Here is a 26,901-nt window from a genome sequence, read left to right as displayed (position 1 = left end):
GCGAGGAAGCGTCCCTGCAAAGCGCGCCCTGAGCCAGCATCCATGCTGGCTCTCCCGGCCTTACGGAAACACGTCGGCAATTTTCAGCCGGACCAGCCCACACCTGACCATCTGCGTTTTTGTTTAAACAGCAAAACAGCTTTTACTGAAAGTCAGGGCATTGAAGCGATGACCCCTGTCCGGCTGAAAATCGATGAGGCGTTGACGTCTGCCCGGGACTGCCCGCAGGGATGCGGGCAGAGGGGATGGCCTGCATGGATGCAGGCTCGGCCCCGACCCGACAGGCAGACGGCATAAGACGAATAACTCGCGCAGCGACGATTTTCCCGCCGGGAGCCTGGGTTGCAAGGGAGGTGGCGGTGAGCCTCCCTTGCACGTTCACAGGTATCTGCGCTTCAGAGAAATGACACCACTGAGGTGAACGGAACCCTGAGCAAGAATCACATGTTCATCATACATGCTTAACTGATGAGCATTAGCCATGTAGCCGCCTTTTTGCTTAGCTTGCCTGCGAGGAGGCATCTTCAGTCCCCGGCAGTGGTTCCGGTAACTGAGGCGCAAATCCGCGCAACCCCACCACGTGAACGTGTTCGGTGTTCTGGAAGACTTTACGCACCAGTTTGTAGGTGGTGCCTTTCTCTGGGCTGATGTTTTCCGGCGCAGCGATAATCAGCTGCATCTGCAAACGCTCACACAGCTCAAACAAGGTCGCAATAGAACGCGCATCGAGTCGTGCAGCTTCATCAAGGAACAGCAGGCGGCAAGGAGAGATATCTTTCCCGCGCAATCTGCGGCCTTCATCTTCCCAGCTTTGCACCACCATCACCAGAATAGACATCCCGGTCCCGATCGCTTCACCCGTTGACAACGCACCAGACTCAGCACGCAGCCAGCCGTCAGAGCCACGGTTAACCTCAACTTCCATTTCCAGATAGTTACGGTAATCCAGCAGCTCTTCACCAATGGTTTGTGGCGTACGTTGCCCCATGTCTATCTGCGGATTCAGACGCTGATACAGCTTCGCCAGCGCTTCTGAGAAGGTCAGGCGATTGCTGTTAAACAGATCCTGATGCTGTTCATGCTGCTCTGAAAGTACGTCCAGCAAGGTAGCATGTGTTTCACGCACATTGACGTTCAGGCGAACGCTGTTGACCTGGCCAAACGACACGCTTTGCAGCCCCTGGTTCAGCATGCGAATACGGTTCTGTTCACGCTGAATGGTCTTACGAATAATGTTCGCCACGCTGCGTGAGCTGATCGCCAGCTTCTGTTCGCGTGAGGTTAACTCTTCCGTCAGACGGCTCAGCTCAATCTCCATCTGTTCAATGGCTTCAACCGGATCATCGGTACGAATAATATCCTGGCGAATACGTTCACGCAGATGCTGGTAAACCGCGACGAAGAACTGAATTTTGCGCTCTGGACGTTTTGGATCTTCAGACAGACGCAACACATCGCGCAGGTGCTCGTTATCCGCAACAGCCAGACGTAGCGCACCGAGCGCCTTATCCGACATCGAACGCAGTTCGTCACCGGAAAGATAGGCCAACTCGCGACGGTGCAGACGCCGTTCCACACCGTTATCTTTCACCATCCGCATGACTGCACACCAGCCGGCTTTGGCGGTGACTACCTGCTCGCGCATTTCATGATAATCACGTTCCAGCTTGCGCAGTCTGCGGGTCAGGTTTTCCATCTCCGCTTCGCAGAAGGTCAGTGCTTTCTCAAGTTGGTTGCGGCGTGCACGGTTGTTGCTGAGTTGTGCATGCAGTTCGTCACGACGGATACGCGCGCGCTCTTCGGCACCGCTGTCCGCACGAACGCCGATATCCTGCAGTTCACGTTGTAAATCGTTAAGCAGCTCTTTTTTGGTGTCATAAGAGCTTTTCAGCGATGCCATCACCTGGTTGTACTGGCTTAACTGTGCGGCGTGGCTGCGCAGCGCTTCGCGAGCGCGGGTACGTTCGGCTTCCGCCTGTTCCAGGCGTTCACGCAATTTTTCGTTCAGATCGCTATTGCCGCTCAGCATTTCGGCTGAGTCGGAATAACTAAAGTGCGCCCGACGCTGTACGACTTCGGTCAGCGCAAAAGCCTGCTGACGCGCATCGCGCTGCATCTGCTGGGAATACGCATAGTCTTCCTTCAGTTGTTCAAACTGCTCAGGGTCATTTTGCAGAACCGAAACGATAGGTTCCAGTTTCGCCAACTGATTGCCATGTTGCTGTACAAAACGCGCGGCTTCCTGAGCTTCATCCAGACGCTCGCGAATTTCGTCTACGCGATCGGCTAGCGTATCATCTGCCAGCAGATTCAAGCGCGGCAGCAGGCGGTTCAGCGCAGAGACGCCCTCTTTCGCCTGTTCAAACTGCATACGGCTTTGCTGGTTATCATTTTCATGATTGGTCAGCGCACGTTCCAGTTCAACGCGACGGCTATTCAGTTGGCGAATTTCCGCTTCTGGATCGGCTTCAAACGCCACCGACAGATGGCTGCCGATAAAGCGACTGAACGCCTGATGCAGACGTTGGGTTTTCTGGACGTCAAAGGAGAGCGTGGCGAAACGTTCAGACAGCCCTTCACGCTCGGCATGCAGGGTTTCGATACGGCTTTCACGTGCAGCACGTCCAAAAATAGGCATCGTCGGGAAGCGAGAATAACGCCACTGACGCTCGGCAGTTTTCACCACCACCGCATTTTCCAGTTCATCAACGCTGAAGACGCTGTCATCAAACGACTGCGGATCCCCTTCGATGAAATAGAGATCTTCCGGGCAATCCGTCAGCCCTTCAAGCTGTTCGGTAATCAGCGACAGATCCGGTACCACAATGGCATGACGCGAAGGACCGTATAGCGCAGAGAAGTACGGTGCATCTTCAAGGCTAACGTCATCATAAATTTCTGACAGCAGTACGCCGCCAAAGCGTTCCGCCAGCGAGTTCAGACGCTGATCTTCCGCCCCGCCCGGCTGACTTAAACGTTCAATCTCTTCATCAACTGCATTTTTACGTGCGCCGACTTCATCACGCTCAACAATGGCCTCACGCTCGCGCTCCAGCAATTGTTGCAGATACTCGGTCACGTCCTGGCTGGAGGTAAACTCTTCGCCACACTGCTCGCTAAGCTGATTCAGGCTATTTTGCGCAGCCAGCCAGACAGGTGCCCGCTTCATCAAATGCTGAATACGGGATTGTAGTTGTTCCTGCTCCTGACGCAGTGTCATACGCTGTTCGCTGGCAGACGAGACGCTATCCGACAAGGCGGCGATGCGCGCTTCCAGCTCCTGGTGCAGCGCTTCCAGCTCATCGATATCGAACTGTTTACCCTGACGCTTGCAGAATTCGGCCAGCAGACGCTCGGCATCCTGCTGTTCGCGCAGACGCTGCTCCAGTTCGCTCAGTCGCATACGCAACGGCTGAACCTGTTCTGCCAGGTGGCGCTGTTCCACGCCTTCGCGCAGCAGTTCACGCGCCACGCTCCAGGCTTCACCGCGCGCCAGCGGGCCGTTGATAGCCGCCACCAGCTGATAAGCCTGTTCGAACTGGCTATGCGCGGTTTGCGCCACGCTCATTTTTTGTTCAAGCGTCAGCAGTTTTTCAGTGGCTTCCTGCTCTTTGGCCTGGAAAGTCTCCAGCCATTCGGCGGCGCTGTCGGCTGTCAGGTCCGGTAAGTGGCAGAGTTCTTTCGCCCGGTTTAGGGCCTGGATCGCCTGAGTATACTGGATGGCTCGCGTTTGCTGGACGTCCAGCGCTTGCTGGTAATCGGCAAGCTGGCTTTTCAGCTCATCCACTTCCAGCTCAGCGGCTTCTGCGCGGGCTTCGTTTTCATCCTGGCGGTCAACGGCTTCCGCGACCACCTCGTTTTGTTCTTCAAGACGAACCTGCAATTCTTCGAGATCCGCCTCGTAGCGTTCAATTTTTTCCTGCTGACGCAGCGCGGTTTGCACCAGATTCAGGTGATCGCTCGCGGCCTGGTAATCAGCTTCCAGATCACCTTCCGCACCGTTGTGCTCACCCAGTTCACGCGCCATATCCACGTGTTTGTACTGCTCTGCCGCCAGCTGCTTGCGCGAGGTATACAGTTCACGACGATATTCCAGTGCTTTATCCAGATGGATACGACGTTCATTGGCGTGGCGCATATAATCTGCGGCCACATAGTTGGTCGCTTCACTGATTAAATGCTTAAACAGGTCGCGGTCAGACTGGGTTACGCGAATCGCTTCCAGCGTCATACGGTTTTCACGCAGCGCGGCTTCCATATCCTGAAACGCTTTACGTACGCCGCTGTTTTCCGGCAGCAGGTAGTCACGCAGTGAACGGGTAATGGCGCTGGAGATCCCGCCGTACAGCGAGGCTTCAATCAGACGGTAGAATTTACTACGATCGGACGCAGAGCGCAGACGACGGGCAATGATGCCCAGATCGAACATCAATGAGTGATAATCGGTTATTGAGTTGAACTGCTTAAACTGCACGCCTTCCATCTCATCAAGCTTCTCTTTCAGCTCAGGTAGAGACAGTACGCGCGCCTGGCGTTCGTTCAGCGTTTCCGTCACCAGTTGGGTTGGCTGTACCGACATCGGCAGCCCCTGAATGGCAAACGGTTTGATATCCACTTTGCGATCGCGACCAGCAACCTGTTGCAGACGCACACCCACGACCACGCGCTGATGACGCGAATTAAGGACGTCGAGCATTGAATAACAAACCCCTGCTTTCAGCTTACCGTGCAGGCCTTTATCACGTGAACCGCTGGTTGCACCGGCTTCGGTGGTGTTACGGAAATGCAGCAGGGTTAAGTCCGGAATGAGCGCCGTAACAAATGCCGCCATGGTGGTGGATTTACCCGCACCGTTACCACCGGACAGCGTGGTGACCAGCTCATCGAGATCAAACGTACGGGCAAAAAAACCATTCCAGTTAATCAGCGTAAGTGAGCGAAATTTACCGCGTTCAATCATTATTCTTCTTCTCCACTGTCCGGCTGATTCTCTTCGGGCTCATCGTTGAGCTGCAGACGGTTCTCGACCGCCATCGCTTCACCATCACGAATTAAGCGACGCTGTGCTTCACGCGGATCGTCACCGCTACGCACATCCGCACCAAAGCGGAAGACAGATTCCGTAATACGGAATTTGCTGCTGTCGTGGCCCAGAAACCACACCATGCCTAAGCGGCGCAAGCGGTTGAGCGAAGAACGCACTTTTTCCTGTAGCTTCTGGCGGTCAACGTCAGAACCGGTTGAACGGTTGTTCACCAGCTTCAGTAACTTCGCTTCATCTGCCAGCGTTAGCAGCTCGTCGTACAGCTCTTGCTGGGTAAAAATCCCTTCGTTCGCCAGGCGTTCCGGGCTGAGATAGAGATAGCAAAGAATTTTACCCACCATCATGTCCAGTTCAGACAGGACCGAACGCGGAATGAGCGTCGTTGAACGCGGACGAAGGTAGAAGAACCCTTCCGGCGCACGGATCAATTCCACGTTATAGCGGCTGTAAAACTCTTCAAAATATTCCTGAAAATCCATCAGGAAGGCATGATTATCCAGTTCATCCAGACCGATATGGCGGCCCGAACGTAAGGCACTATCCAGTGCCGGAAATAACGGATTCGCCAGCGCCTGCGCCAGCTTTACCGGCATCACTTGTTCAATATTTGTCAATGACATGCGCCTGTACCTTGGCTCCGTAATCATTAATCGGCTGCCATTTGGCTGGCAGTCCGGTGAAGTCTGCTTGCGCTACGCCAAGGCGTACCGCCTGATCGATAACAATACGCGCGACGTCGAAATGACGCGCACGTGGGTATTGCGCCAGATACTCGCGCACTACCAAGCCGAGATCCAGTGGTGTTTGTCTGGATTTGTAGATAGCCAGCTGTTCTTCGATGATCGCCGCCAGCTGCTCACGGATCTCGTTAAATTCTTCATATTCCAGGTCTTCCGGAAGTTCACCGGTGACCTCTTCGTCACGCAGCACCATCTCCTCGTCACGCATATCCAGCAGACGATCGGCGTTGGCATAGGTCAGCGCCCATGGGTCGTCAAAGTAGGTCTGCACGGACTGACGCAGACGCTGGGCGAAGACGCGGTTTTTATCCATGTCGATCGCGGTACGGATAAATTTATGCACGTGACGATCGTAGCCGATCCACAAGTCAATGGACTGCTGGCCCCAGCTAATAATGCGGTCGAGCTTGCTTTGTAAATCAAACACCAGCCGATCGACAAAATGCAAATCGTCATGCGTCATCGTGGCGTCCTGGATGCGTAACAGGTTAGCCTGCAGCTTATCCCCTGCCGCTTCCAGCGTATCTTGCAGCTCACGCAGCGTACCAGATGTTTCAGACAGCAGCATTTCACAGCTGGAAATCGCCGCCCGCCAGTCTTTGTTTAGCAACTGTGCGATGTCGTCTTTTACCTGCTGCTGCTGTTCATCCATGATGCGCTGGGTCAGATCGATACTGTCGAAAATCTCCGCCACCGAGTATTTCAATGGCGCATAGACGTTGCGATGCCAGTGGAACTCATCACCACCTTCCGCTGCCGCATCCGCCGCGCGCTTCAGTTCGCCTGCCACAATTGACAGCTGCATAGAAAGACGCAGCGTAGAGAATTCGCGCTGACGAATATAGTAATCTGTGATGCCAATCCCGAGCGGCGTTAAACGGTAAATGGCGTTGCCTTCAGCCTGCTCGCTGGTAAAGCGGTTCAGCAGACGTTGACGCACCATATCGTTGATCGCGTTGTTGGCGCGGACGCCGATGGTTTCGCTGGTTTGCTCAAACGCATCACTCACATGGCGGAACGCATCCACCAGTTCACCTTCACTCATCTCACCGTCAAGTCGCTCACCGTTTAGTGTGGCAACAGCCAGCAGGAACGAAAGTCTGTCTACCGGCAGAGAGATGGAGAAGTCATTTTTTCTGGCCCAGGCAACCAGTTCGGGGACTGTCTGGGAAAATTCACTCATAGGTTATCCTTGCATCTGCGGCTCGGGCCGGACGTTTAATCGCGGTGACATGAATATAGCGCCCAAGGCTGATATACGGTTCCTGGCGGCAATAACGTGTTTCTATTTCTGTTAAAGCATCAAAACAGTCATGCTGTTTTTGTTTATCACGCAGATAATCATGAAACACCCTCACGCCCGTTTTACCGGTTATCTCCCAGCCAATCTCCTCCAGCCAGCCATAGACCTGCTGAGGGTCGCGCGGAAAATCGGGAGACAACGTGCGCCGTTTCTTTTTATACATTCCCTGCTGTACATAGCCGAAATTACCGACCAACACATTACGCATCAACAGACCGTTTGCATTGTAGAACATCAGCGATAAAGCACCGCCCGGGCGTAACATCGACCACAATGTTTTTAAGACGGCTTGCGGATCGGCCACCCATTCCAGCACAGCATGAAACAATATCAGATCAACCTGAGAATCCAAATGCTGTGGGATGTCCTGAGCGGCACAATGTATAAAATGCATGTTGTCGCTCACACCTTGCTCTTCTGCCGCCCGTTGCGCTCGCGCCACCATCTCAGCAGAAAGATCGCACAAGGTGACGTGATGGCCCCGCTGCGCCATCAGAATGGCTGTCTGCCCTTCTCCGCCACCCGCATCAAGCACACGCAACGTTTGGCCCGCGTAGTCGGCAAGAAGTTTGTCCAGATCCTGCCAGAGGATCGTCTGACGAAGCTGACCTTTGGTGGTGCCGTAAATGTTACGGGAAAACTTCTCTGCAATGTCATCAAAATTGCGATCCCGCATCGGGCTCTCCACATGCTGGCTTTAGGGTGACTAAGTAAAACCGCTATTTTGTCACACCCACGCCGAGAATGAACCTTCCTGGTGTAATATCCCTGCTGATCCCCTGCTGTATGGTTAAAAAAGGAACCAAAAAGGATGCTTTTTACGCTGAAGAAAGTGATTGGCGGTATGATGCTGCCACTTCCGCTAATGCTCATTATCATGGGCATAGGCCTGGCGCTGCTCTGGTTTAGCCGCTTTCAAAAAACGGGGAAAGTGTGCATTAGCCTGAGTTGGCTGGCACTGTTACTTCTAAGCTTGCAGCCCGTCGCCGACAGTCTGCTGAAACCGATTGAGGATAGCTATCCAACCTGGCAGGATACACAAAAAGTGGAATACATTGTGGTGCTGGGCGGAGGGTATACCTGGAATCCACAGTGGGCGCCGAGTTCAAACCTGATCAGCAACAGTCTTCCGCGTCTGAATGAAGGTATTCGCCTCTGGCGTGCTAACCCGGGATCGAAGCTTATCTTTACCGGTGCTGCGGCAAAGAGCAATAACGTCAGTACTGCAGAAGCGGGCGCCCGCGTAGCGCAGTCACTGGGTGTGCCACCCGGTGATATCATCACGCTGGATAAACCTAAAGACACCGAAGAAGAAGCCGCAGCGGTTAAGCAGGCCATCGGCAGCGCGCCGTTCCTGCTGGTGACCTCCGCATCGCACTTACCGCGAGCAATGATTTTCTTCCAACAGGCCGGACTACATCCGTTGCCCGCGCCAGCCAACCAGTTAGCGATTGACTCACCGCTTAATCCGTGGGAGCGCGCGATCCCCTCTCCCGTCTGGTTGATGCATAGCGATCGTGCTGGTTACGAAACGTTGGGGCGTATCTGGCAGTGGCTAAAAGGATCAGAGCATTGACAGGAATGTTGCCTGATGGCGACACTAACGCGTCTTATCAGGCCTACGTGTTCAGCGCAGAATTGTAGGCCGGATAAGGCGTTCACATGTTCATCAGGCGAGCCACGGCAGCAGTGATTTCGTGGCCAGGTCAAAGTTGGAGCGGTTAAAACGTCCGGTGTTGACCAGTTGCGCCACCTCATCCCATAACACATACAGCCAGCGCCGCCAGATGAAGGACTCCGCCACGGGCGCGCGTTGCAGGTATTGCCAAAGCAGACTTTCCGCCAGCGCATTATCCATTAAACGGAACAATTCATACTCTCTGGGCGCCCACAGCATCAATCCCGGTCCGACCATCGCCAGAAGCTGATCGCTACGGGCGTCTTTGAGCATGCTACGTAAACTAAAATTACCGTGGATCAGCACGCAGTTATCATTGAATCCTTCAAATAAAGCGGGCAAACACTCACGGGTACGAAACAGGATCCGCTTATCCTGCATCGTCAGCCCGGTATTGTTGAACTGATTTAACGTGGTCCACAACACTTCAACACGCTGACGATACCAGGATGGCCAGATATTCTCTTGCGTGTTATCCACCATTCCCACGCAGCCACGGCTATCCTGCCGATGCCATGACAGCAGACCTTCTACGATCTGATCTTTTAAATGTTCCCAGCGTTCGGGCGTTCGGGCTGGCGCTTCCACCGGCACACCGCGTAAACGCTCAAGCAGTAGCACATCGGGACCGGGATGCTCTTCGTGGGTTAAGACCCCGTAAATGACGGGCATTCGCACCGTACCACTGCGCGCCAACATGGAGGTTTTCCATGCCAGCTGCTGCGCCATACCTGGCGTGGTGAAACTTCTCGCCATCAGCGGCATCGGATTTCCCTGGCTGTCGTACAGTGACCACAGGGCCGTATCCACTTTTTCATTCACGCATTCTATGCGACTGAGTTTTTCGCCCAGCAGGTGGCTGAGTTCGGCACGCAACTGTTCCATTTCAGATTGCCCTCATAAATGCTACTGCTTTCATAATGAGCGTCGTGCAGACAGATGTCACCCGGATGAGATCAATTGATGAAAAGAAAAGTGGAGGGAAAGCGCAACGATACGACACTCCTCCCAAAAATACGCCTCAATATGGGGGGAGTGCCGTGAGAAAAACTAATGCATTTCGGCGCGAACGCGCTCAAGATCTTCGGCAGTGTCTACGCCGGTACCCGGGACTTCTTTTGCGACGGCAACGTGAATTTTTTCGCCGTACCACAGCACTCGCAGCTGCTCCAGCATTTCGATATGCTCAAGCGGGCTAGGCTGCCAGTTAACATAGCGGCGAATAAAACCGGCGCGATAGCCGTAAATGCCCAGATGGCGCAGGAAGGTGTCCCCCACCGTTTCCAGACTTTTGGCGAAACGATCGCGATCCCATGGGATGGTCGCGCGTGAAAAATAGAGAGCATATCCTTCAGCGTCCAACACGACTTTTACCGCATTCGGATTAAATGCCTCTTCCGCACTGTGAATCGGAGCCGCAAGAGTCGCCATACCGACCTGACGTTGCGCCAGATTCTCAGCCACCTGGCGAATAATGACCGCAGGAATCATCGGCTCATCACCCTGTACGTTCACAATAACGGTATCATCGCTAAAACCACATTTCTCGACGACTTCCGCCAGGCGCTCCGTACCAGACTGGTGATCGGCGCGAGTCATGCACACTTCGCCACCCACCGCTTCTACCGCGCGAGCGACATCCTCGTGATCGGTGGCAACGATGATACGTTCAGCGCCAGATTCACGCGCACGCTCCAGTACATGCACGATCATCGGTTTACCGTTGATATCCAGCAACGGCTTACCCGGCAGACGTGTGGACGCATAACGCGCAGGAATAATGACCACAAAACTCATGATTTACTCTCATCAGCAGTCAGAACGCGGGCCTCAGTTTCCAGTAACACGGGAATGCCATCACGCAGTGGGAAAGCAAGGTTATCCAGTTTACAAATCAGTTCCTGTTTTTCCTGGTTAAACCAGAGTTTGCCATTACATACCGGGCAGGCAATGATTTCAAGCAGACGATGATCCATAGTTCCTCCAGATGGACCGGATTGTGAATCCGTAAATATTAACATAATCGCTTAAAGGGCTGGGTCTATTTCCCAACCATGGTGTGCATCAGCAAATAAACCTTCAGGATAACGTCCCAGCGTCACGCGTGTTGCCTGTTGCCAGCGGGCAAAATCGTCAATCGCCTGAAACAATCCTTTTTGCAACGTCACTCCAGGCTTAACCCCATCCTGTAACCACAGCGAAATAACGTCCAGCACACCTGTTTTGCGGTGCATTTTGGCATCCATCCGCCCAACCAACTGTCCACGATGCAGCAACGGCAAGACAAAATAACCATACTGACGTTTCGGTGCTGGCGTGTAACACTCCAGCCGATAGCTAAAATCGAATAGCTGCTCTGCCCGTTTACGATCCCAGACCACCGGATCAAAAGGTGATAATACTGCACTGTGAGTCGCCGTTAATTTGCCCGCCAGCGCCTGTTCAAGCAGCGGCTGAAGGTGGCTATGCAGCCACAAAGTTCCCAGCCCTTCAACGTCGACAGGAATAATCTGCTGCTGTTCCGCCCGTTCGTTGCACCAGTTTTTTAGCGCCGGGCGCTTCAGGCGGTAGTAGTCTGCCAGCCATTGTTCGCGGAAAATCCCCAGACTGCGGGCGCTGTTATCCAGCATGACACTTTCCGCATCTTCCTGCGAAAGTGGGTCGCGTTCATCGTCCCAGTGCGGCATGACGCGATGGGTTAAATCATACACTCGCTGGAAATTACGCCGTTCCACGACCATCACTTTCCCGGCGGTGAACAACCCTTCAAGATGACGCTTCTGCGGTTTCCATTCCCACCAGCCGCTGGTCCCTTTGCGTGGATGCTCAAAATCAGCTGAGCGTACCGGCCCGTTATGCTGGATGTGCTGGAGCAGTTGCTCAATCTCATGCGCATGTTCTTTCATCCACGCCGCTTTATATTTCCAGCCCATATTCTCCGGGGCCAGCATGCGGTGACGTATCAGCATAAAATCGCTGCGCGGCAAAAAACAGGCCTCGTGCGCCCAGTATTCCATCAGTTCGCCCTGCTGTAACGAGTCGTCCAGCCATTGGGGGGAATAATCGCCTAAACGACTAAACAGCACCAGGTAAGGACTGCGCGCCACAATATTGATGGTGTCGATTTGCAGTAACGACATGCGCGAAATGGTCGCGAGAATATCTGCCGGGGTTGCCCGGCGGCGTGTTTTTTTCAGCAGACCTTGAGCAGCAAGGTGAAGATGACGGGCATCCGTCAGAGAAAGGCGCGGCAACGACATTTATGGCCTCATAAATGATTCGCTGCCGCAGCGTGAATCAGTTAGCGAGTCAGCGAGATTAAGCTATTCAGCAATACATCAGGCCGATCGCCTGACAAATGTGCATCAACAGGTAAATACCACCAGTTTTCATCGGCAAATGCCCGGCACTTAACCGCATCTTTTTCCGTCATGACCAGCGTTTGCCCGGCGTCTACAAACGCACTGACGTCACTGTAGGCCAGAGACTGATGGTCTGCCAGCGCAATGCTTTTTTGCACGCTGGCACCACATGCTTTCAGCGTGGCAAAAAAACGCGGTGGATGACCAATGCCCGCCATGGCGACAATATTGGACAATTGCGCCACATCACGGCGTTCACCTGTACGTAAATTAACGGCCAGCCCCGGTTCAAGTCGCATAGGGATTTCCCCTGGTTGCGCAACGCCACCGTTAACAATAGTCGCATCCACCGATTTAAGGCGACCTGCGCGTTCCCGCATTGGACCAGCGGGAAGCCACCAGCCGTTGCCAAACCGACGTTCGCCGTCAATGACTACGATTTCAACATCTCGCGCCAGACGATAGTGCTGTAGTCCATCGTCCGTCACAATAATCTGCACGTCGTGTTGGGCCAAAATGGCCTTTACCGCATCCGATCTTACCGGGGATACCGCTACCGGCACGCCGGTACGTTGGGCGATCAGCACAGGTTCATCGCCCGCTTCTGCGGTAGTAGTATCAGCGGTTAGCAACAGCGGGTAAGCAGTCGCTTTCCCGCCATAACCACGCGACACCACACCCACGCGAATCCCGCGTTGTCGCAGTTGTTCAACCAACCAAATCACCACCGGCGTTTTACCGTTTCCGCCCGCGGTAAGGTTTCCGACCACCACTACCGGGACTGGCGCGCGCCATGCGCGTTTAAGCCCCAACTTGTAGCATAAGCGGATCGCACCACTCACCAGGCCATACAGCCAGGAGAGTGGAAGTAACAATCGCCACAGCGGCGATTCACCAGACCAGATACGTGCGATCATTGACCAAATTGCATTTTGTGTAATTGCGCATACACCCCGCGCTGCTCAATCAGCTCGCTATGGGTTCCGCGTTCGACAATCAGACCATCCTCCACCACGATGATTTCGTCGGCTTGTTCAATGGTTGAAAGACGGTGAGCAATGACCAGAGAAGTACGGTTTTTCTGTAGCTCATCCAGCGCAGACTGAATCGCGCGTTCAGATTCAGTATCAAGAGCCGATGTTGCTTCATCAAGGATCAGAATTGGGCTGTCACGCAACAAGGCACGGGCGATAGCGATACGCTGACGTTGTCCGCCGGAAAGCAGGACGCCGTTTTCACCAATCACCGTATCCAGGCCATTATCCATCTTGTTGATGAAATCCATGGCGTAGGCCATCTGTGCCGCTTTTTCGATCTGCTCACGGCTGTACATATCGGTACGAGCGTAGGCGATGTTGTTGGCAACCGTATCGTTAAACAAGTGCACATTCTGCGAAACCAACGCAACCTGATCGCGCAGTGATGCCAGGGTATATTCGCGCAGATCGTGTCCGTCCATCAGAATCTGCCCTTCATCAATATCGTAGAAGCGCGTAATCAGGCTGGCGATGGTGGATTTCCCTGAGCCCGAACGGCCGACCAGAGCAACAGTTTTACCCGCGGGAATATTCAGGTTGATGTTACGCAGAGCCGGTACTTCACGTCCCGGATAAGTGAAAGTCACGTTGCGGAACTCGAGATCGCCGGTAGCACGCTCGATCACACGTTTACCTTCATCTTTCTCCTGTTCGCTATCCAGAATCGTAAATAAGGTCTGGCATGCCGCCATACCGCGCTGGAACTGCGCGTTGACGTTGGTCAGCGATTTCAACGGACGCATTAATGCGATCATTGAGGAGAAGACAACCGTAATTGTCCCTGCTGTCAGGTTTTCCATTACGCTTGGGAAGCTAGCCGCATATAACACGAAGGCCAGTGCCAAAGACGCAATCAGCTGGATGATAGGGTCGGAGATAGAAGAAGCGGAAACCATCTTCATACCCTGCAAACGCATCTTGTTGCTGACCTTATCAAAGCGCTTGGTTTCGACTTCCTGACCACCAAAAATCAGAACTTCTTTGTGGCCTTTCAGCATCTGCTCCGCACTGGTCGTAACCTGACCCATGGTGTTTTGCATGTTTTTACTGATGCTACGAAAGCGCTTGGAAACCACACGGATTGCCACTGACACAATTGGCGCCAGTACAATCAGGATCAGTGACAGCTGCCAGCTGTAATAGAACATCATGATAAACAGGCCAATAATTGAGGCCCCTTCACGCACCACGGTGATCAGCGCGCCGGAAGACGATGACGCAACCTGTTCTGAATCATAGGTAATACGCGATAACAATGTCCCTGTAGACTGTTTATCAAAAAAGGAGACGGGCATGCCCATCATATGGCCAAACAGGCGGCGGCGCATGGTCATGACCACTTTGCCTGACACCCATGAGATACAGTAGCTTGAGACATAGCTGGTTAAGCCACGAACTATCATCAGCCCAATGACCACCAGCGGCATCCACAGCAGCACCGAGCGATCCGTTTTACCAAAACCATCATCCAGTAATGGTTTAAGGAGCGATAACATGAAGGTATCGCTGGCCGCGTTAAGGACTAACGCTATACCCGCCACGATCAGACCCGATTTAAAAGGCGCTATGGTTGGCCATAGTCGGCGAAACGTCTGCCACGTAGAGAGATCTTTATCGTTATGCATTCAAAAAACCAGCATTTGTTAGAATAGCCGCATATTCTACCCGTTATCCTCCGACACGCCAAACCACTGATGATACCAACGAGGTAAAATCTGATCCCGCATGCTGCGTATGCGCCAGTTTTTTTGATAAAAATCCAGCGTAATCTGTCCCTGATGGGGGGTATCCAGCCATTGATAATTTTGTTGCCGATAACGTTGCTTCACTTTCCAGGACGGCAGACGCCAGGCGTTGTAACGGGATGCAGAGGCGAGTGCGACCTGCCCGTCAACCCGCTGAATGAGTGCCAGTGATGATGAAGTATTGCTGCCATGATGTGGAACCTGCATCACCGTCGACTGTAGGTGCTGCCAATAGTGACTTAGCATTTTTTGTTCAGCAGGAGATTCGATATCACCGGTCAGCAGAATACTCTGATATCCGTCATCGACCTTAACCACGCAGGAGTGGTTATTCCCCTGGTCTGTATTTCCACGCACAGGCCAGTGCGCACTGAAGGTTAACCCTTGCCATTGCCAATGCTCTCCGCGAAAACACGGGAGATGACCTTTCCAGCTCAGCGGACTTCTTACCCATAGCGACGGCCAGGCTTGTTGTAAGGAGTGCAACCCGCCGCGGTGATCCATGTGCTCATGGCTTAAAATAATTCCTTCTGGCTCCAGATTATGCCAACGCAACCAGGGAATAATCAGCTGTTGTGCGCTATCGCCTTCGGGCCATGCCAGACCGGTATCGTAAAGCAGCGCTTTCCCATTTCGCGCGATCACCATCGCCAGCCCCTGCCCGACATCCAGCATATGCACTTGCCACACATCAGTACGCGGTGCACGCCAAAGCGGCCCACTCAGCAAAAGGAGCACAGAGAAACAGATCACCGGTAGCGTACGCAAGATATTTAGTCGCCATGCGATAATCATCATTCCGGGTAAAAATGCCAGCCATTGCCAGCGCTCATCAATATTGATCCACCCTTCAGGCAGACTTCTGAGCCCCCAAAATAGCAGCGCCAGAGAACGATCCGCTAGATACCACAGGCTTGATTCAACCATCACCGTCCCGGCTAAATGCATGATCATGCCTGCTAATATCAAGGGTACGGAAACAAACGTGACCAAAGGGACGGCAAACAAATTAGCCAGAAACGAGGTCAGACTAAAACCGTGAAACATTGCGATTTGCACGGGAAAAAGCAGAAGCGTAATACCCAATTGCAGATGAGCCAGCGCCAGAAATTGACGTCCAGCACGCGACAGCGGCCAGTCCGGGAGCGGTACCCATTGGTACCAGAACAGCAGAGCCGCAACGGCGGATGCAGACAACCATAGGCTTTGCGAAAGAACAGCAACAGGATCCACCACCACGATGGCTGCCAGACAGCAGATCCAGACCGACCATCCACTCCACTGCCTGCCGCTAAGTCTCAGCGCCCCCCAGACTAGCAGCGCAACAACCGTTCGTAATGCCGGGGGTTGCAGCCCCGTCAGCCAGGCATAAAACGTGGCGCAGACAATCCCACCCACTAATGGCATCTGCCAGCAAATCCACCTTGTTGGCATAAAAAATTGTCCAGCACGTATCAATCCTGCGGTCAGTAATGCAGCAAACGCAATATGCAGCCCGGAGATAGCCATCAAATGAGCCGTGCCGGTATCACGCATAATCGTTTTCACCTCTTGTGACACAGACAAGCGCTCCCCCATTCCCAGACCCAGTATGACCTGCTGCCAGGGATAGTCGGTGAGTTCCGTTTTCAGCGAGGCGAGATACCGCGAACGCAAACTGCATTGTGGTGTGATTACCGAAGCCTGCAAGAATCGTCCCGTCAGCAGTTGATGCTGCGCCAATGCGTAACGCTGGCTATCAAATCCGCCTTCGTTTAATTGACCGTGTACAGCGCGGACTTTCAACGTCATCGCCCATGTCTGACCCGCACAAACATCACCGGGTAAATACTGCCCGTACAAGACGATTCCTTGCGCAGGAAAGATTCGTTTCCCCTGAAGGTGAGTGATCTGGCCGTAGTGCGTTGTCATATTGTCAGTTCCGGTTATCCGCACAATGGCTTGCTGGGTTTTCGCAGGCAGCGTATTACCGGTCCACAGAGCCTCTTTCGCGGCCAGGATTCCCCAAAGAAAAAACAGCAGGATTAGTCCGGCGGAACGCATATATTTGTAGGGGAGAAAACAGAGCAGACATGCCAGACAAAATACAATGCCGATACACAACATGCCTGGCAGCATAGGTAATAGCATGAGTGGGAGAATGCCGAGTAATGCACAGGTACTCACCGTTGTTATTTTCATCAATCACCTCCCTGTTACAGGGAGTGTGCAGTACTCTTCGACGGTTGTCTGGCATCAATTTATCGTTATACGACCTGAGTTCCGCAGACATTTAGTGATGGTTGTAACGTACAAATTAACTGGGATGAGGATTCCAGGATAGGTCGACAGAAATGAAAAAAGCACCCATTTGGGTGCTTTTCTCGGCGTTAAGTCTCGCTAAAAACTTAACCGTAAATATTGGCGCGATCGCGCAGTTCTTTACCTGGTTTAAAGTGCGGAACGTATTTCCCTTCCAGATCCACTTTATCGCCGGTCTTCGGATTACGTCCGGTGCGTGGTGCGCGGTAATGCAAAGAGAAGCTGCCGAAACCGCGGATTTCAATACGCTCGCCCTGCGCAAGAGTCGAGGCCATATGTTCCAGCATCTCTTTAACTGCATCTTCAACCGCTTTCGCGGGAATATGAGGTTGCTGGGTTGCAAGTCTTTCAATCAATTCTGACTTGGTCATGATTCCTCCGGTTCCTTAAAGGCATAATTAGCTGCTGCATTGATTAAGGGCGGCCGTAGCCGCCCTTTGTCATTGATTACAGGACGAATCCTGTAATCTGTCAAGCTACTCGTCACCCTTTGTGCCGTTAACAGCACAAAGGATTTAGAGCACTCGATATTACTCGCCTTTAGCTGCTTTGAAAGCTTCAGCCATTGCGTTGTTAGAGAAGTTAGCATCTTCCTGTTTGTTAACAGTTGCGATTGCATCTTTCTCATCAGCTTCGTCTTTAGCACGAACAGACAGGCTGATTGCACGGTTCTTACGATCAACGCCGGTGAATTTAGCTTCAACGTCGTCGCCTACGCTCAGAACCAGAGTTGCATCTTCAACGCGGTCACGTGAAGCTTCAGAAGCGCGCAGGTAACCTTCAACGCCGTCAGCCAGTTCTACGGTTGCGCCTTTAGCGTCAACTGCAGTGACTTTACCGTTTACGATTGCGCCTTTCTTGTTCAGTGCAACCCAGTTGTTGAACGGATCTTCTGCGAGCTGTTTAACGCCCAGAGAGATACGCTCGCGCTCTGCGTCAACCTGCAGAACAACTGCTGCGATTTCGTCGCCTTTTTTGTATTCACGAACTGCTTCTTCGCCTGCAACGTTCCAGGAGATGTCAGACAGGTGAACCAGGCCGTCGATGCCGCCGTCCAGGCCGATGAAGATACCGAAGTCAGTGATAGACTTGATTTTACCTTCAACACGGTCACCCTTGTTGTGGGTTTCCGCGAACTGCTGCCATGGGTTGTTTTTGCACTGCTTCAGACCCAGGGAGATACGACGACGTTCTTCGTCGATATCCAGAACCATAACTTCCACTACATCGCCAACGTTAACAACTTTGGACGGGTGGATGTTTTTGTTGGTCCAATCCATTTCGGAAACGTGAACCAGGCCTTCAACGCCTTCTTCGATTTCAACGAAGCAGCCGTAGTCGGTCAGGTTGGTCACGCGACCAGTCAGTTTGGTACCTTCCGGATAACGCTTAGCGATAGCTACCCATGGATCTTCGCCCAGCTGTTTCAGGCCCAGAGATACACGAGTACGCTCGCGGTCGAACTTCAGCACTTTAACAGTGATTTCGTCGCCAACGTTTACGATTTCGCTCGGATGCTTAACGCGTTTCCATGCCATGTCGGTGATGTGCAGCAGGCCGTCAACGCCACCCAGATCAACGAATGCACCGTAGTCAGTGAGGTTCTTAACGATACCTTTAACTTCCATGCCTTCCTGCAGGTTTTCCAGCAGCTGATCGCGTTCTGCGCTGTTTTCGGATTCGATAACGGCACGACGGGAAACAACAACGTTGTTACGCTTCTGATCCAGCTTGATTACTTTGAATTCAAGCTCTTTGCCTTCCAGGTGCAGCGTGTCGCGGACCGGACGAACGTCTACCAGGGAACCCGGCAGGAACGCGCGAATACCATTCAGCTCAACAGTGAAGCCACCCTTGACTTTGCCATTGATAACACCAGTAACGGTTGCAGCTTCTTCGTAAGCTTTTTCCAGCGTGATCCAAGCTTCGTGACGTTTAGCTTTTTCACGGGACAGCAGGGTTTCACCGAAGCCGTCTTCTACTGCATCCAGAGCAACGTCAACTTCGTCACCAACCTGGATTTCCAGCTCGCCCTGGGCGTTTTTGAACTGCTCTGCCGGAATGGCGGACTCAGATTTCAGACCAGCGTCAACCAGTACTACGTCTTTGTCGATAGCAACAACAACACCACGAACGATGGAACCCGGACGGGTTTCGATTTCTTTTAAGGATTCTTCAAACAGTTGAGCAAAAGATTCAGTCATGTTTAATCTTCAGGTTTCATATTTAACGTCCACCTGGCTCCATGCCGGATGGGGTTGTTTAACATACCCGCTGTCAATCCATTGCAACGGGGGTACTGCAAATTCGGTCGCACTTAAGCGAGAGCCAGTTTTTGGCGCGCGTATTGTAACGCTTTTTCAATCACTTGCTCAATGCTTAATCGGGTTGAATCCAAAACTAAAGCATCAGCAGCGGGAACCAGCGGCGCTACAGCACGGTTACGATCGCGATAATCGCGTTCTTCGATCTCGGCCAAAAGGCGTTCAAAGTTAACACTAAAGCCCTTCTCCTGCAACTGTAGCATACGTCTATGCGCACGTTCTTGCGAGGAGGCGTCCAGAAAAATTTTCACCGGCGCATCCGGGAACACCACGGTGCCCATATCACGTCCATCAGCAATCAGACCTGGGGATTCGCGAAATGCGCGTTGACGACGTAATAACGCTTCACGCACGCGGGGAAACGCCGCAACCTGAGAGGCGGCATTCGCTACTTCCTGAGTACGTATTTCACCGCTGACATCTTCACCTTCAAGAATGACTTCCAGGTTGCCGTCTGTTGAGATAAAACGCACATCAAGGTGTGAGGCAAGCGGTACCAGAGCATCTTCAGATGTTACATCAACATGGTGATGTAACGCTGCGAGCGCCAGTACGCGGTAGATCGCGCCTGAATCTAACAGATGCCACTGCAATGCTTCCGCCATTGCCTTGCACAAGGTGCCTTTACCTGCACCACTTGGGCCATCAATGGTAATAACCGGGGCAATTGCCGTCATCTTTTTCTCCTTAAACGGGCGTACATTAACGTGAACGCCGCGCATTATACGCGCCAACGCCAACGATCGTTATCTTTGTGTGAAAAATGCAGAATCATTGAAGCTGAGTGTAGAATAAATAGGCAATCGGAGATGTCAGAATGTGCCGCACCCGAAAGTGCGGCAATAAAATCAGGCAGATGTACTAATACGAGCCAACTGTTCGAAATAATCCGGGAAGGTTTTGGCGGTACATTTTGGGTCAAGAATGGTCACCGGCGTGTCAGACAGCGCCACCAGCGAGAAACACATCGCCATGCGGTGATCGTTGTAGGTCGCGATGTCCGCAAATTGCAATGTTGCAGGCGGGGTGATGCGGATAAAGTCATGCCCCTCTTCCACTTCCGCGCCCACTTTGCGTAACTCCGTCGCCATCGCGAACAGACGATCGGTCTCTTTGACGCGCCAGTTGTAGATATTACGTAATGTCGTGGTGCCTTTAGCGAACAGCGCCGCCGTTGCAATGGTCATCGCCGCATCAGGAATATGGTTCATATCCATATCCACTGCGTTCAACTCGCCGTGAGTACAGGCAATAAAATCGTCGCCCCATGTAATGGTTGCGCCCATTTTCTCCAGTACATCGGCAAAACGAATATCACCCTGCATGCTGTTGCGGCCAATCCCAGTAACTTTTACCGTACCGCCTTTAATAGCACCTGCCGCGAGGAAATAGGAAGCGGAAGAAGCATCACCTTCAACCAGGTATGCACCTGGTGACTGATACTGCTGCTGCCCCTTCACGACAAAGCGCTGGTAGTTTTGATTTTCAATTTCAACACCAAACGTTTTCATCAGGTTCAGTGTGATATCAATGTAAGGTTTGGATACCAGGTCACCTTTAATTGCGATCGTCGTATCCTGCGGCGCCAGCGGCGCAGTCATCAGCAACGCAGTGAGGAACTGGCTGGAAACGCTACCGTCTACCTCAACCTGGCCTCCGGTAAAGCCACCGCGCAGACGTAAAGGTGGATAGTTTTCCTGCTCCAGATAGTCAATTTTGGCTCCGCCCTGGCGCAGCGCATCAACCAGATGGCCAATCGGGCGCTCTTTCATGCGCGGTTCGCCCGTCAGCACGATGTCATTGCTGCCCAGACATAGCGCTGCGGCCAGCGGGCGCATTGCGGTTCCGGCGTTGCCAAGGAACAGCTCAACTGCACCTTCTGCGTGCAACACACCGCCATTGCCAACTATCTCGCAGCGGGTACGATCGGCAGAAAGGGTATAGCTAATCCCTAACGCATTCAGAGCATTGAGCATATGGCGAACATCATCGCTGTCCAGCAGATTGGTCAGGACAGTGGTGCCATTGGCTAATGCAGCCAGCAGCAAAGCGCGGTTAGAAACACTTTTGGATCCAGGCAGATTGATGGTGCCATCCACCCGCGCAATGGGTTGTAACGTCAGGGATTCCATGAAACTCGACTCTCAAAAACAGACATAAAAACCCCACAGACGGGCTGTGGGGATGAAAAGTACAGCAGATTAGCCGCGGCGGCGTTCGAAATCGACCATGAAATCGGTCAGTGCTTTAACACCTTCAAGCGGCATGGCATTGTAGATGGACGCACGCATACCGCCGACTACACGATGCCCTTTCAGCGCGTGCAGGCCCGCAGCAAAAGACTCTTCCAGGAACAGTTTATCCAATGCGCTGTCAGCCAACTGGAACGGTACGTTCATGCGTGAACGGTTGGATTTCGCCACATCGTTACGGTAGAAATCGCTGTTATCGATTACGCCGTAGAGCAATTCCGCTTTTTGCTGGTTAATTTTATCCATCGCATTAACACCGCCCTGCTTTTTCAGCCATTTAAAGACCAGGCCAGACAGATACCAAGCAAAGGTTGGCGGCGTATTGAACATGGAATCGTTGTCATTCAGCACGGTATAGTCGAGGATTGACGGGCATGAGACATGAGCTTTACCCAGCAAATCTTCACGGACGATGACAATCGTCAGACCGGCCGGGCCGATATTTTTCTGTGCCCCGGCATAAATTACGCCATAACGACTAACGTCAAGCGGTGCGGAAAGAATGGTAGAGGACAGATCCGCCGTGACCACAACGTTGCTGGCAAAATTCGGCGTTTCATCGATCGCAATGCCATCGATGGTTTCGTTCGGGCAATAGTGCAGGTATGCCGCGTTATCAGAAAGTTGCCATTCACTCATCGGCTTAACAGCACGCAGGCCGTCCACGGTGACTTTGGCATCAATAACGTTTGGCGTGCAGTATTTTTTCGCTTCTTTAATTGCGCTGGCGGCCCAATAACCGGCATCGACGTAATCCGCGGTGGTTTTATCGCCCAGAATATTTAACGGGATACCCGCGAACTGCCCGCGACCACCGCCATGGCAGAACAACACTTTATAGTTGGAGGGGATGCTGAGAAGATCGCGAAAATCCTGCTCCGCTTCCTCTGCGACCTGGATGAATTCTTTGCCACGGTGGCTAATTTCCATCACTGACGTGCCAAGACCGTTCCAGTCACAAAGATCCTGTTGAGCCAGTTTAAGTACTTCTGCCGGTAACATTGCCGGACCTGAACTAAAATTGAAGACCTGAGCCATTTCCCCTCACCACGTTGTGTTGTTGTCCAATCAACATCCTGTCATTGACGATAATCCGGTGACAGACATTGGTATAAGTTATTCCTGTGGATATCGGTTTTATCATTCAGTGACACGCGCCGCAATGGGTAAAACTGGCAAGGGTAAAAATGTGTCATCGGTCACACAACAGAATCTATCGGATTGACGGGTAAAAACCGAGATTTTTGCTGTCAGGTAACCCGTTTTGCCCGACTGGCCTTCGACCATTCTGGATTTGCACAGCGCGGACATAATTGATGATCTCCGGCCTTCATTTGCACCACTTCGCTACAACGTATGCAGGCATAGTCCCCTGCTTCAGGTATTACTTTAAATCGTTGCGTACAACGTTTAGGCAAAATACTGAGCCCCGGCTTTACGTCTTCATCGGCAAAGAAGTAGACGCTGATTTGCCCATTCGTCTCCAGAATAGCCAGTTTCACTTGTCCCAATTGCTCCACGCCGTTCAAACGCAGTTCCATAAAGAATTCAAATTCCGTCATATTGGCGCTATTGAGCTTTGACCATGCCAGCTCGCCGTCTTCAATGATCACGACGGGTTTGCCCTCCAGAAGGTCCTCCATTTTTTCACTATGCGCCATTAGCCACATTACCAGCCGATACAGCACAGCAAGAGTAATAAAGACCACCAGCACCGGCAGCATCGGAACATCGTCATAAAACGCCACGTCTCCCGCGGCGGAACCCAGCGTAAGGATGATAAGGACTTCAAAAAGCGACATCTGGCGTACGCCACGACGTCCGGTGATTTTTAAAAACAGAAAAACCAATATAAAGGTGTAAAGGCTGCGTAGCGCAACTTCCCCCAGAAAATCCATGGGCACCTTATCAAGCGCCATACGGTGTAAATCGAAAGCTTTCATTAATATGCTCTAAACGTGATTGGCTGTAAGAAAGCATAGCCAATGCTTTTATTTACGCATGGGCTCCGGCGACGATAGCGCCGTTCATTGAAAACCCGTATCATTGCGCGCTTTCCGTACGACAAAAGTGATTTTCATGACGCAAACATTTATCCCCGGCAAAGATGCCGCTCTGGAAGACTCCATCGCTCGCTTCCAGCAAAAATTGCTCGACCTCGGTTTTCAAATTGAAGAAGCTTCGTGGTTGAATCCCGTCCCTAACGTCTGGTCTGTACATATTCGCGACAAAGAATGCGCTCTGTGCTTCACCAACGGTAAAGGCGCGACAAAAAAAGCGGCGCTGGCTTCTGCGCTGGGCGAATACTTTGAGCGTCTGTCGACTAACTACTTCTTTGCCGATTTCTGGCTGGGCGAAACTATCGCCAATGGCCCCTTCGTACATTACCCGAACGAAAAATGGTTCCCGCTGACTGAAGAAGACGATGTTCCAGAAGGTTTACTGGATGCGCGTCTGCGTGCATTTTACGATCCAGATAACGAACTGACCGGCAGCATGCTTATCGATCTACAGTCTGGTAATGAAGAGCGTGGCGTCTGTGGCCTGCCGTTTACCCGCCAGTCTGATAACCAGACCGTCTACATTCCGATGAATATTATCGGCAACCTGTATGTTTCTAACGGCATGTCTGCGGGTAATACACCTAACGAAGCTCGCGTTCAGGGTCTGTCTGAAGTCTTTGAGCGCCATGTGAAGAACCGTATTATCGCCGAAAGCATCAGCCTGCCGGAAATCCCGGCCGAGGTGATGGCGCGCTATCCGGCAGTGGTGGAGTCCATCGCCACACTGGAAGCGGAAGGTTTCCCGATTTTTGCCTACGATGGCTCGCTGGGCGGCAAGTATCCGGTGATTTGCGTTGTCCTGTTCAACCCGGCCAACGGTACCTGCTTTGCCTCCTTCGGCGCACACCCGGATTTCGGCGTTGCGCTGGAGCGTACCGTGACTGAACTGCTGCAGGGCCGTGGTCTGAAGGATCTTGATGTCTTCACCCCACCGACCTTCGACGATGAGGAAGTGGCAGAACATACCAACCTTGAAACTCACTTCATCGATTCCAGCGGTCTGATCTCCTGGGATCTGTTCAAGCAGGATGCCGACTATCCGTTCGTTGACTGGAATTTCTCCGGCACCACGGAAGAAGAGTTCGCCACCCTGATGGCCATCTTCAATGCTGAAGATAAAGAAGTGTATATCGCTGACTATGAGCACCTGGGCGTTTACGCGTGCCGCATTATTGTTCCGGGAATGTCTGACATCTATCCGGCAGAAGATCTGTGGTTAGCCAACAATGCTATGGGCACCCATCTGCGTGACACCATTCTCTCTCTGCCAGGCAGTGAGTGGGATAAAGAAGACTACCTCAATCTGATTGAACAGTTGGATGAAGAAGGTTTTGACGACTTCACCCGCGTGCGCGAGCTGCTCGGTCTGGCGACCGGTGCGGATAACGGTTGGTACACCCTGCGTATTGGCGAGCTTAAAGTGATGCTGGCGCTGGCCGGTGGCGATCTGGAGCAGGCCCTGGTGTGGACCGAATGGACGATGGAATTTAACGCCTCCGTCTTTAGCGCGGAACGTGCAAACTACTATCGCTGCCTGCAAACATTGTTGCTACTGTCTCAGGAAGAAGACCGTCAGCCGCTGCAGTATCTGAACGCATTCGTCCGCATGTACGGCGCTGAGGCGGTTGAAGCGGCAAGTGCGGCACTGAGTGGTGAAGCGCCGTTTTATGGACTTCAGCCAGTAGACAGCGATCTGCACGCATTCCCGGCACATCAGTCTCTGCTGAAAGCCTATGAGAAATTGCAACGCGCGAAAGCGGCACACTGGTCAAAATAGTGACAAACAACTTGCCTCGAGTAGGCTAAATGTATTGTCTGAGCTATATTACGGGGCGCTTAAAGCGCCCCGTTTTTTATTTTGGTCAAACCAAAAAATAAATGTAAAAGCAAGGTTAAATATTAGTAGTTGATATTAAAAAAATTAGCTTATTAATGTGGTTTTTTATCTCAATTACTCCATTTTAATTAACCGTCCCATAGGAGGCTGAAAGAAAAAATTCAACTCACTTTATAATTTTTAAAATTTATTTTTATATAGATAATCAACATGTTACACCGTAATCGCATAAAAACCATGCGTCTTACGGGCCTATAAGCCAGGCGAGATATGATCTATATCAAATTCTCATCTATAATGCTTTGTTAGTATCTCGTCGCCGACTTAATAAAGAGAGAGTTAGTGTGAAAGCTGACAACCCTTTTGATCTTATTCTACCTGCTGCAATGGCCAAAGTTGCCGAAGAAGCAGGCGTCTATAAAGCAACGAAACATCCGCTTAAGACGTTCTATCTGGCAATTACTGCCGGTGTATTCATTTCAATTGCCTTTGTTTTCTATATCACCGCCACAACCGGCACTGGTACTATGCCTTTCGGCATGGCGAAATTAGTAGGTGGTATCTGCTTTTCCCTGGGGCTGATCCTTTGTGTTGTCTGCGGTGCAGACCTCTTCACTTCAACCGTACTGATCGTCGTTGCTAAAGCCAGTGGTCGTATTACCTGGGGTCAGTTAGCGAAAAACTGGCTTAACGTTTATGTCGGCAACCTGATTGGCGCCCTGATCTTTGTGTTACTCATGTGGCTTTCTGGCGAGTATATGACCGCCAACGGCGCATGGGGGCTCAACGTTCTGCAAACAGCCGACCACAAAGTGCACCATACTTTTGTTGAGGCAGTGAGCCTTGGTATCCTGGCTAACCTGATGGTGTGTCTGGCCGTATGGATGAGCTACTCGGGCCGCAGCCTGATGGACAAAGCGTTTATCATGGTATTACCGGTCGCAATGTTTGTTGCCAGCGGTTTTGAGCACAGTATCGCAAACATGTTTATGATCCCTATGGGTATTGTAATACGCGATTTCGCCACCCCGGAATTCTGGACCGCAGTTGGGTCTTCTCCGGAGAATTTTTCTCACCTGACCGTGATGAATTTCATCACCGATAACCTGATTCCGGTTACGATCGGTAACATTATCGGCGGCGGTTTGTTGGTCGGGTTGACATACTGGGTCATTTATCTGCGTGGTAACGATCATCATTAATCTGTTGATGCCC

At 52.2% G+C, this 26,901-nt stretch carries 20 protein-coding genes; 3 read left to right on the top strand and 17 right to left on the bottom strand.

Going from position 1 to position 26,901, the window contains the following annotated elements; translation table 11 throughout:
- Positions 1-499: 499 nt before the first annotated feature.
- From mukB to cmoM, 4 genes are read right to left on the bottom strand one after another with little or no spacing between them, the layout of a single operon-like run.
- On the bottom strand, positions 500-4,960 hold the full coding sequence (gene mukB / locus OGY13_RS21285; RefSeq protein WP_213752056.1) for a chromosome partition protein MukB: 4,461 nt from the start codon (positions 4,958-4,960) through the stop codon (positions 500-502).
- Positions 4,960-5,664, bottom strand: a complete 705-nt coding sequence (mukE, locus tag OGY13_RS21280; protein ID WP_003035809.1) for a chromosome partition protein MukE — start codon at positions 5,662-5,664, stop codon at positions 4,960-4,962. The genes mukB and mukE overlap by 1 nt, the downstream gene beginning before the upstream one ends.
- Positions 5,645-6,967, bottom strand: a complete 1,323-nt coding sequence (gene mukF, locus OGY13_RS21275) for a chromosome partition protein MukF (RefSeq protein ID WP_003831939.1) — start codon at positions 6,965-6,967, stop codon at positions 5,645-5,647. The genes mukE and mukF overlap by 20 nt, the downstream gene beginning before the upstream one ends.
- A complete protein-coding gene (gene cmoM, locus OGY13_RS21270) occupies positions 6,960-7,763 on the bottom strand; it encodes a tRNA uridine 5-oxyacetic acid(34) methyltransferase CmoM (RefSeq protein WP_003035803.1) in 804 nt (267 codons plus the stop codon). Before cmoM ends, mukF begins: the two co-directional genes overlap by 8 nt.
- A gap of 135 nt (positions 7,764-7,898) precedes the next feature.
- Between cmoM and elyC the strand changes: the two genes are divergently transcribed.
- Positions 7,899-8,663, top strand: a complete 765-nt coding sequence (gene elyC, locus OGY13_RS21265; protein WP_060682467.1) for an envelope biogenesis factor ElyC — start codon at positions 7,899-7,901, stop codon at positions 8,661-8,663.
- Between the two features lie 93 nt (positions 8,664-8,756).
- Here elyC and OGY13_RS21260 read toward each other — a convergent pair whose 3' ends face one another.
- The 13 genes from OGY13_RS21260 to OGY13_RS21200 all read right to left on the bottom strand — a co-directional run bounded on the left by OGY13_RS21260 (position 8,757) and on the right by OGY13_RS21200 (position 23,729).
- A complete protein-coding gene (locus OGY13_RS21260; protein ID WP_003831934.1) occupies positions 8,757-9,650 on the bottom strand; it encodes a YcbJ family phosphotransferase in 894 nt (297 codons plus the stop codon).
- 165 nt (positions 9,651-9,815) lie between these two features.
- On the bottom strand, positions 9,816-10,562 hold the full coding sequence (gene kdsB, locus OGY13_RS21255; protein WP_003831932.1) for a 3-deoxy-manno-octulosonate cytidylyltransferase: 747 nt from the start codon (positions 10,560-10,562) through the stop codon (positions 9,816-9,818).
- Complete coding sequence (gene ycaR / locus OGY13_RS21250) at positions 10,559-10,741, bottom strand: protein YcaR (protein ID WP_003035793.1); 183 nt, start codon at positions 10,739-10,741, stop codon at positions 10,559-10,561. The genes kdsB and ycaR overlap by 4 nt, the downstream gene beginning before the upstream one ends.
- Before the next feature lie 51 nt (positions 10,742-10,792).
- The gene (locus OGY13_RS21245) at positions 10,793-12,025 is read right to left on the bottom strand and encodes a winged helix-turn-helix domain-containing protein (protein WP_213752057.1); all 1,233 of its coding nucleotides are present in this window, start codon (positions 12,023-12,025) and stop codon (positions 10,793-10,795) included.
- A gap of 41 nt (positions 12,026-12,066) precedes the next feature.
- Positions 12,067-13,044, bottom strand: coding sequence for a tetraacyldisaccharide 4'-kinase (gene lpxK, locus OGY13_RS21240; protein ID WP_213752058.1), 978 nt, complete (start codon positions 13,042-13,044; stop codon positions 12,067-12,069).
- Positions 13,041-14,789, bottom strand: coding sequence for a lipid A ABC transporter ATP-binding protein/permease MsbA (gene msbA / locus OGY13_RS21235; RefSeq protein ID WP_048214571.1), 1,749 nt, complete (start codon positions 14,787-14,789; stop codon positions 13,041-13,043). Before msbA ends, lpxK begins: the two co-directional genes overlap by 4 nt.
- Before the next feature lie 36 nt (positions 14,790-14,825).
- Positions 14,826-17,090, bottom strand: coding sequence for a ComEC family protein (locus OGY13_RS21230; protein ID WP_213752059.1), 2,265 nt, complete (start codon positions 17,088-17,090; stop codon positions 14,826-14,828).
- Positions 17,091-17,296: 206 nt separating this feature from the next.
- Positions 17,297-17,581, bottom strand: coding sequence for an integration host factor subunit beta (gene ihfB, locus OGY13_RS21225; protein WP_003035780.1), 285 nt, complete (start codon positions 17,579-17,581; stop codon positions 17,297-17,299).
- Between the two features lie 159 nt (positions 17,582-17,740).
- Positions 17,741-19,414, bottom strand: a complete 1,674-nt coding sequence (gene rpsA / locus OGY13_RS21220; protein ID WP_003035776.1) for a 30S ribosomal protein S1 — start codon at positions 19,412-19,414, stop codon at positions 17,741-17,743.
- Positions 19,415-19,527: 113 nt separating this feature from the next.
- Positions 19,528-20,211: a (d)CMP kinase gene (cmk, locus tag OGY13_RS21215; protein ID WP_003831921.1), complete on the bottom strand. Its 684-nt coding sequence runs from the start codon at positions 20,209-20,211 to the stop codon at positions 19,528-19,530.
- 171 nt (positions 20,212-20,382) lie between these two features.
- On the bottom strand, positions 20,383-21,666 hold the full coding sequence (aroA, locus tag OGY13_RS21210; RefSeq protein ID WP_003831919.1) for a 3-phosphoshikimate 1-carboxyvinyltransferase: 1,284 nt from the start codon (positions 21,664-21,666) through the stop codon (positions 20,383-20,385).
- A gap of 69 nt (positions 21,667-21,735) precedes the next feature.
- The gene (gene serC / locus OGY13_RS21205; protein ID WP_032942886.1) at positions 21,736-22,824 is read right to left on the bottom strand and encodes a 3-phosphoserine/phosphohydroxythreonine transaminase; all 1,089 of its coding nucleotides are present in this window, start codon (positions 22,822-22,824) and stop codon (positions 21,736-21,738) included.
- Between the two features lie 212 nt (positions 22,825-23,036).
- Positions 23,037-23,729, bottom strand: coding sequence for a DUF421 domain-containing protein (locus tag OGY13_RS21200; protein WP_008784261.1), 693 nt, complete (start codon positions 23,727-23,729; stop codon positions 23,037-23,039).
- Between the two features lie 136 nt (positions 23,730-23,865).
- Here OGY13_RS21200 and ycaO point away from each other — a divergent pair, with 136 nt between their 5' ends.
- Both ycaO and focA read left to right on the top strand, forming a co-directional pair.
- Positions 23,866-25,626: a 30S ribosomal protein S12 methylthiotransferase accessory factor YcaO gene (gene ycaO, locus OGY13_RS21195; protein WP_020996515.1), complete on the top strand. Its 1,761-nt coding sequence runs from the start codon at positions 23,866-23,868 to the stop codon at positions 25,624-25,626.
- Between the two features lie 404 nt (positions 25,627-26,030).
- Positions 26,031-26,888: a formate transporter FocA gene (focA, locus tag OGY13_RS21190; RefSeq protein ID WP_003831909.1), complete on the top strand. Its 858-nt coding sequence runs from the start codon at positions 26,031-26,033 to the stop codon at positions 26,886-26,888.
- Positions 26,889-26,901: the final 13 nt, after the last annotated feature.

Source organism: Citrobacter sp. Cpo045 (assembly GCF_030332875.1).
GTDB classification, from domain to species: Bacteria; Pseudomonadota; Gammaproteobacteria; order Enterobacterales; family Enterobacteriaceae; genus Citrobacter; species Citrobacter portucalensis.
Note: the sequence above shows the minus strand (reverse complement) of the source record. Positions and strands in the feature narration are given on the sequence as shown.

What these genes read in the sequence shown, in the direction of transcription:
- ycaR (WP_003035793.1), bottom strand. Translation starts at nt 10,741, where the DNA reads ATGGATCATCGTCTGCTTGAAATCATTGCCTGCCCGGTATGTAATGGC.
- OGY13_RS21200 (WP_008784261.1), bottom strand. Translation starts at nt 23,729, where the DNA reads ATGAAAGCTTTCGATTTACACCGTATGGCGCTTGATAAGGTGCCCATG.
- cmoM (WP_003035803.1), bottom strand. Translation starts at nt 7,763, where the DNA reads ATGCGGGATCGCAATTTTGATGACATTGCAGAGAAGTTTTCCCGTAAC.
- OGY13_RS21230 (WP_213752059.1), bottom strand. Translation starts at nt 17,090, where the DNA reads ATGAAAATAACAACGGTGAGTACCTGTGCATTACTCGGCATTCTCCCA.
- mukE (WP_003035809.1), bottom strand. Translation starts at nt 5,664, where the DNA reads ATGTCATTGACAAATATTGAACAAGTGATGCCGGTAAAGCTGGCGCAG.
- rpsA (WP_003035776.1), bottom strand. Translation starts at nt 19,414, where the DNA reads ATGACTGAATCTTTTGCTCAACTGTTTGAAGAATCCTTAAAAGAAATC.
- lpxK (WP_213752058.1), bottom strand. Translation starts at nt 13,044, where the DNA reads ATGATCGCACGTATCTGGTCTGGTGAATCGCCGCTGTGGCGATTGTTA.
- cmk (WP_003831921.1), bottom strand. Translation starts at nt 20,211, where the DNA reads ATGACGGCAATTGCCCCGGTTATTACCATTGATGGCCCAAGTGGTGCA.
- OGY13_RS21260 (WP_003831934.1), bottom strand. Translation starts at nt 9,650, where the DNA reads ATGGAACAGTTGCGTGCCGAACTCAGCCACCTGCTGGGCGAAAAACTC.
- mukF (WP_003831939.1), bottom strand. Translation starts at nt 6,967, where the DNA reads ATGAGTGAATTTTCCCAGACAGTCCCCGAACTGGTTGCCTGGGCCAGA.
- ihfB (WP_003035780.1), bottom strand. Translation starts at nt 17,581, where the DNA reads ATGACCAAGTCAGAATTGATTGAAAGACTTGCAACCCAGCAACCTCAT.
- ycaO (WP_020996515.1), top strand. Translation starts at nt 23,866, where the DNA reads ATGACGCAAACATTTATCCCCGGCAAAGATGCCGCTCTGGAAGACTCC.
- OGY13_RS21245 (WP_213752057.1), bottom strand. Translation starts at nt 12,025, where the DNA reads ATGTCGTTGCCGCGCCTTTCTCTGACGGATGCCCGTCATCTTCACCTT.
- kdsB (WP_003831932.1), bottom strand. Translation starts at nt 10,562, where the DNA reads ATGAGTTTTGTGGTCATTATTCCTGCGCGTTATGCGTCCACACGTCTG.
- elyC (WP_060682467.1), top strand. Translation starts at nt 7,899, where the DNA reads ATGCTTTTTACGCTGAAGAAAGTGATTGGCGGTATGATGCTGCCACTT.
- mukB (WP_213752056.1), bottom strand. Translation starts at nt 4,960, where the DNA reads ATGATTGAACGCGGTAAATTTCGCTCACTTACGCTGATTAACTGGAAT.
- aroA (WP_003831919.1), bottom strand. Translation starts at nt 21,666, where the DNA reads ATGGAATCCCTGACGTTACAACCCATTGCGCGGGTGGATGGCACCATC.
- msbA (WP_048214571.1), bottom strand. Translation starts at nt 14,789, where the DNA reads ATGCATAACGATAAAGATCTCTCTACGTGGCAGACGTTTCGCCGACTA.
- serC (WP_032942886.1), bottom strand. Translation starts at nt 22,824, where the DNA reads ATGGCTCAGGTCTTCAATTTTAGTTCAGGTCCGGCAATGTTACCGGCA.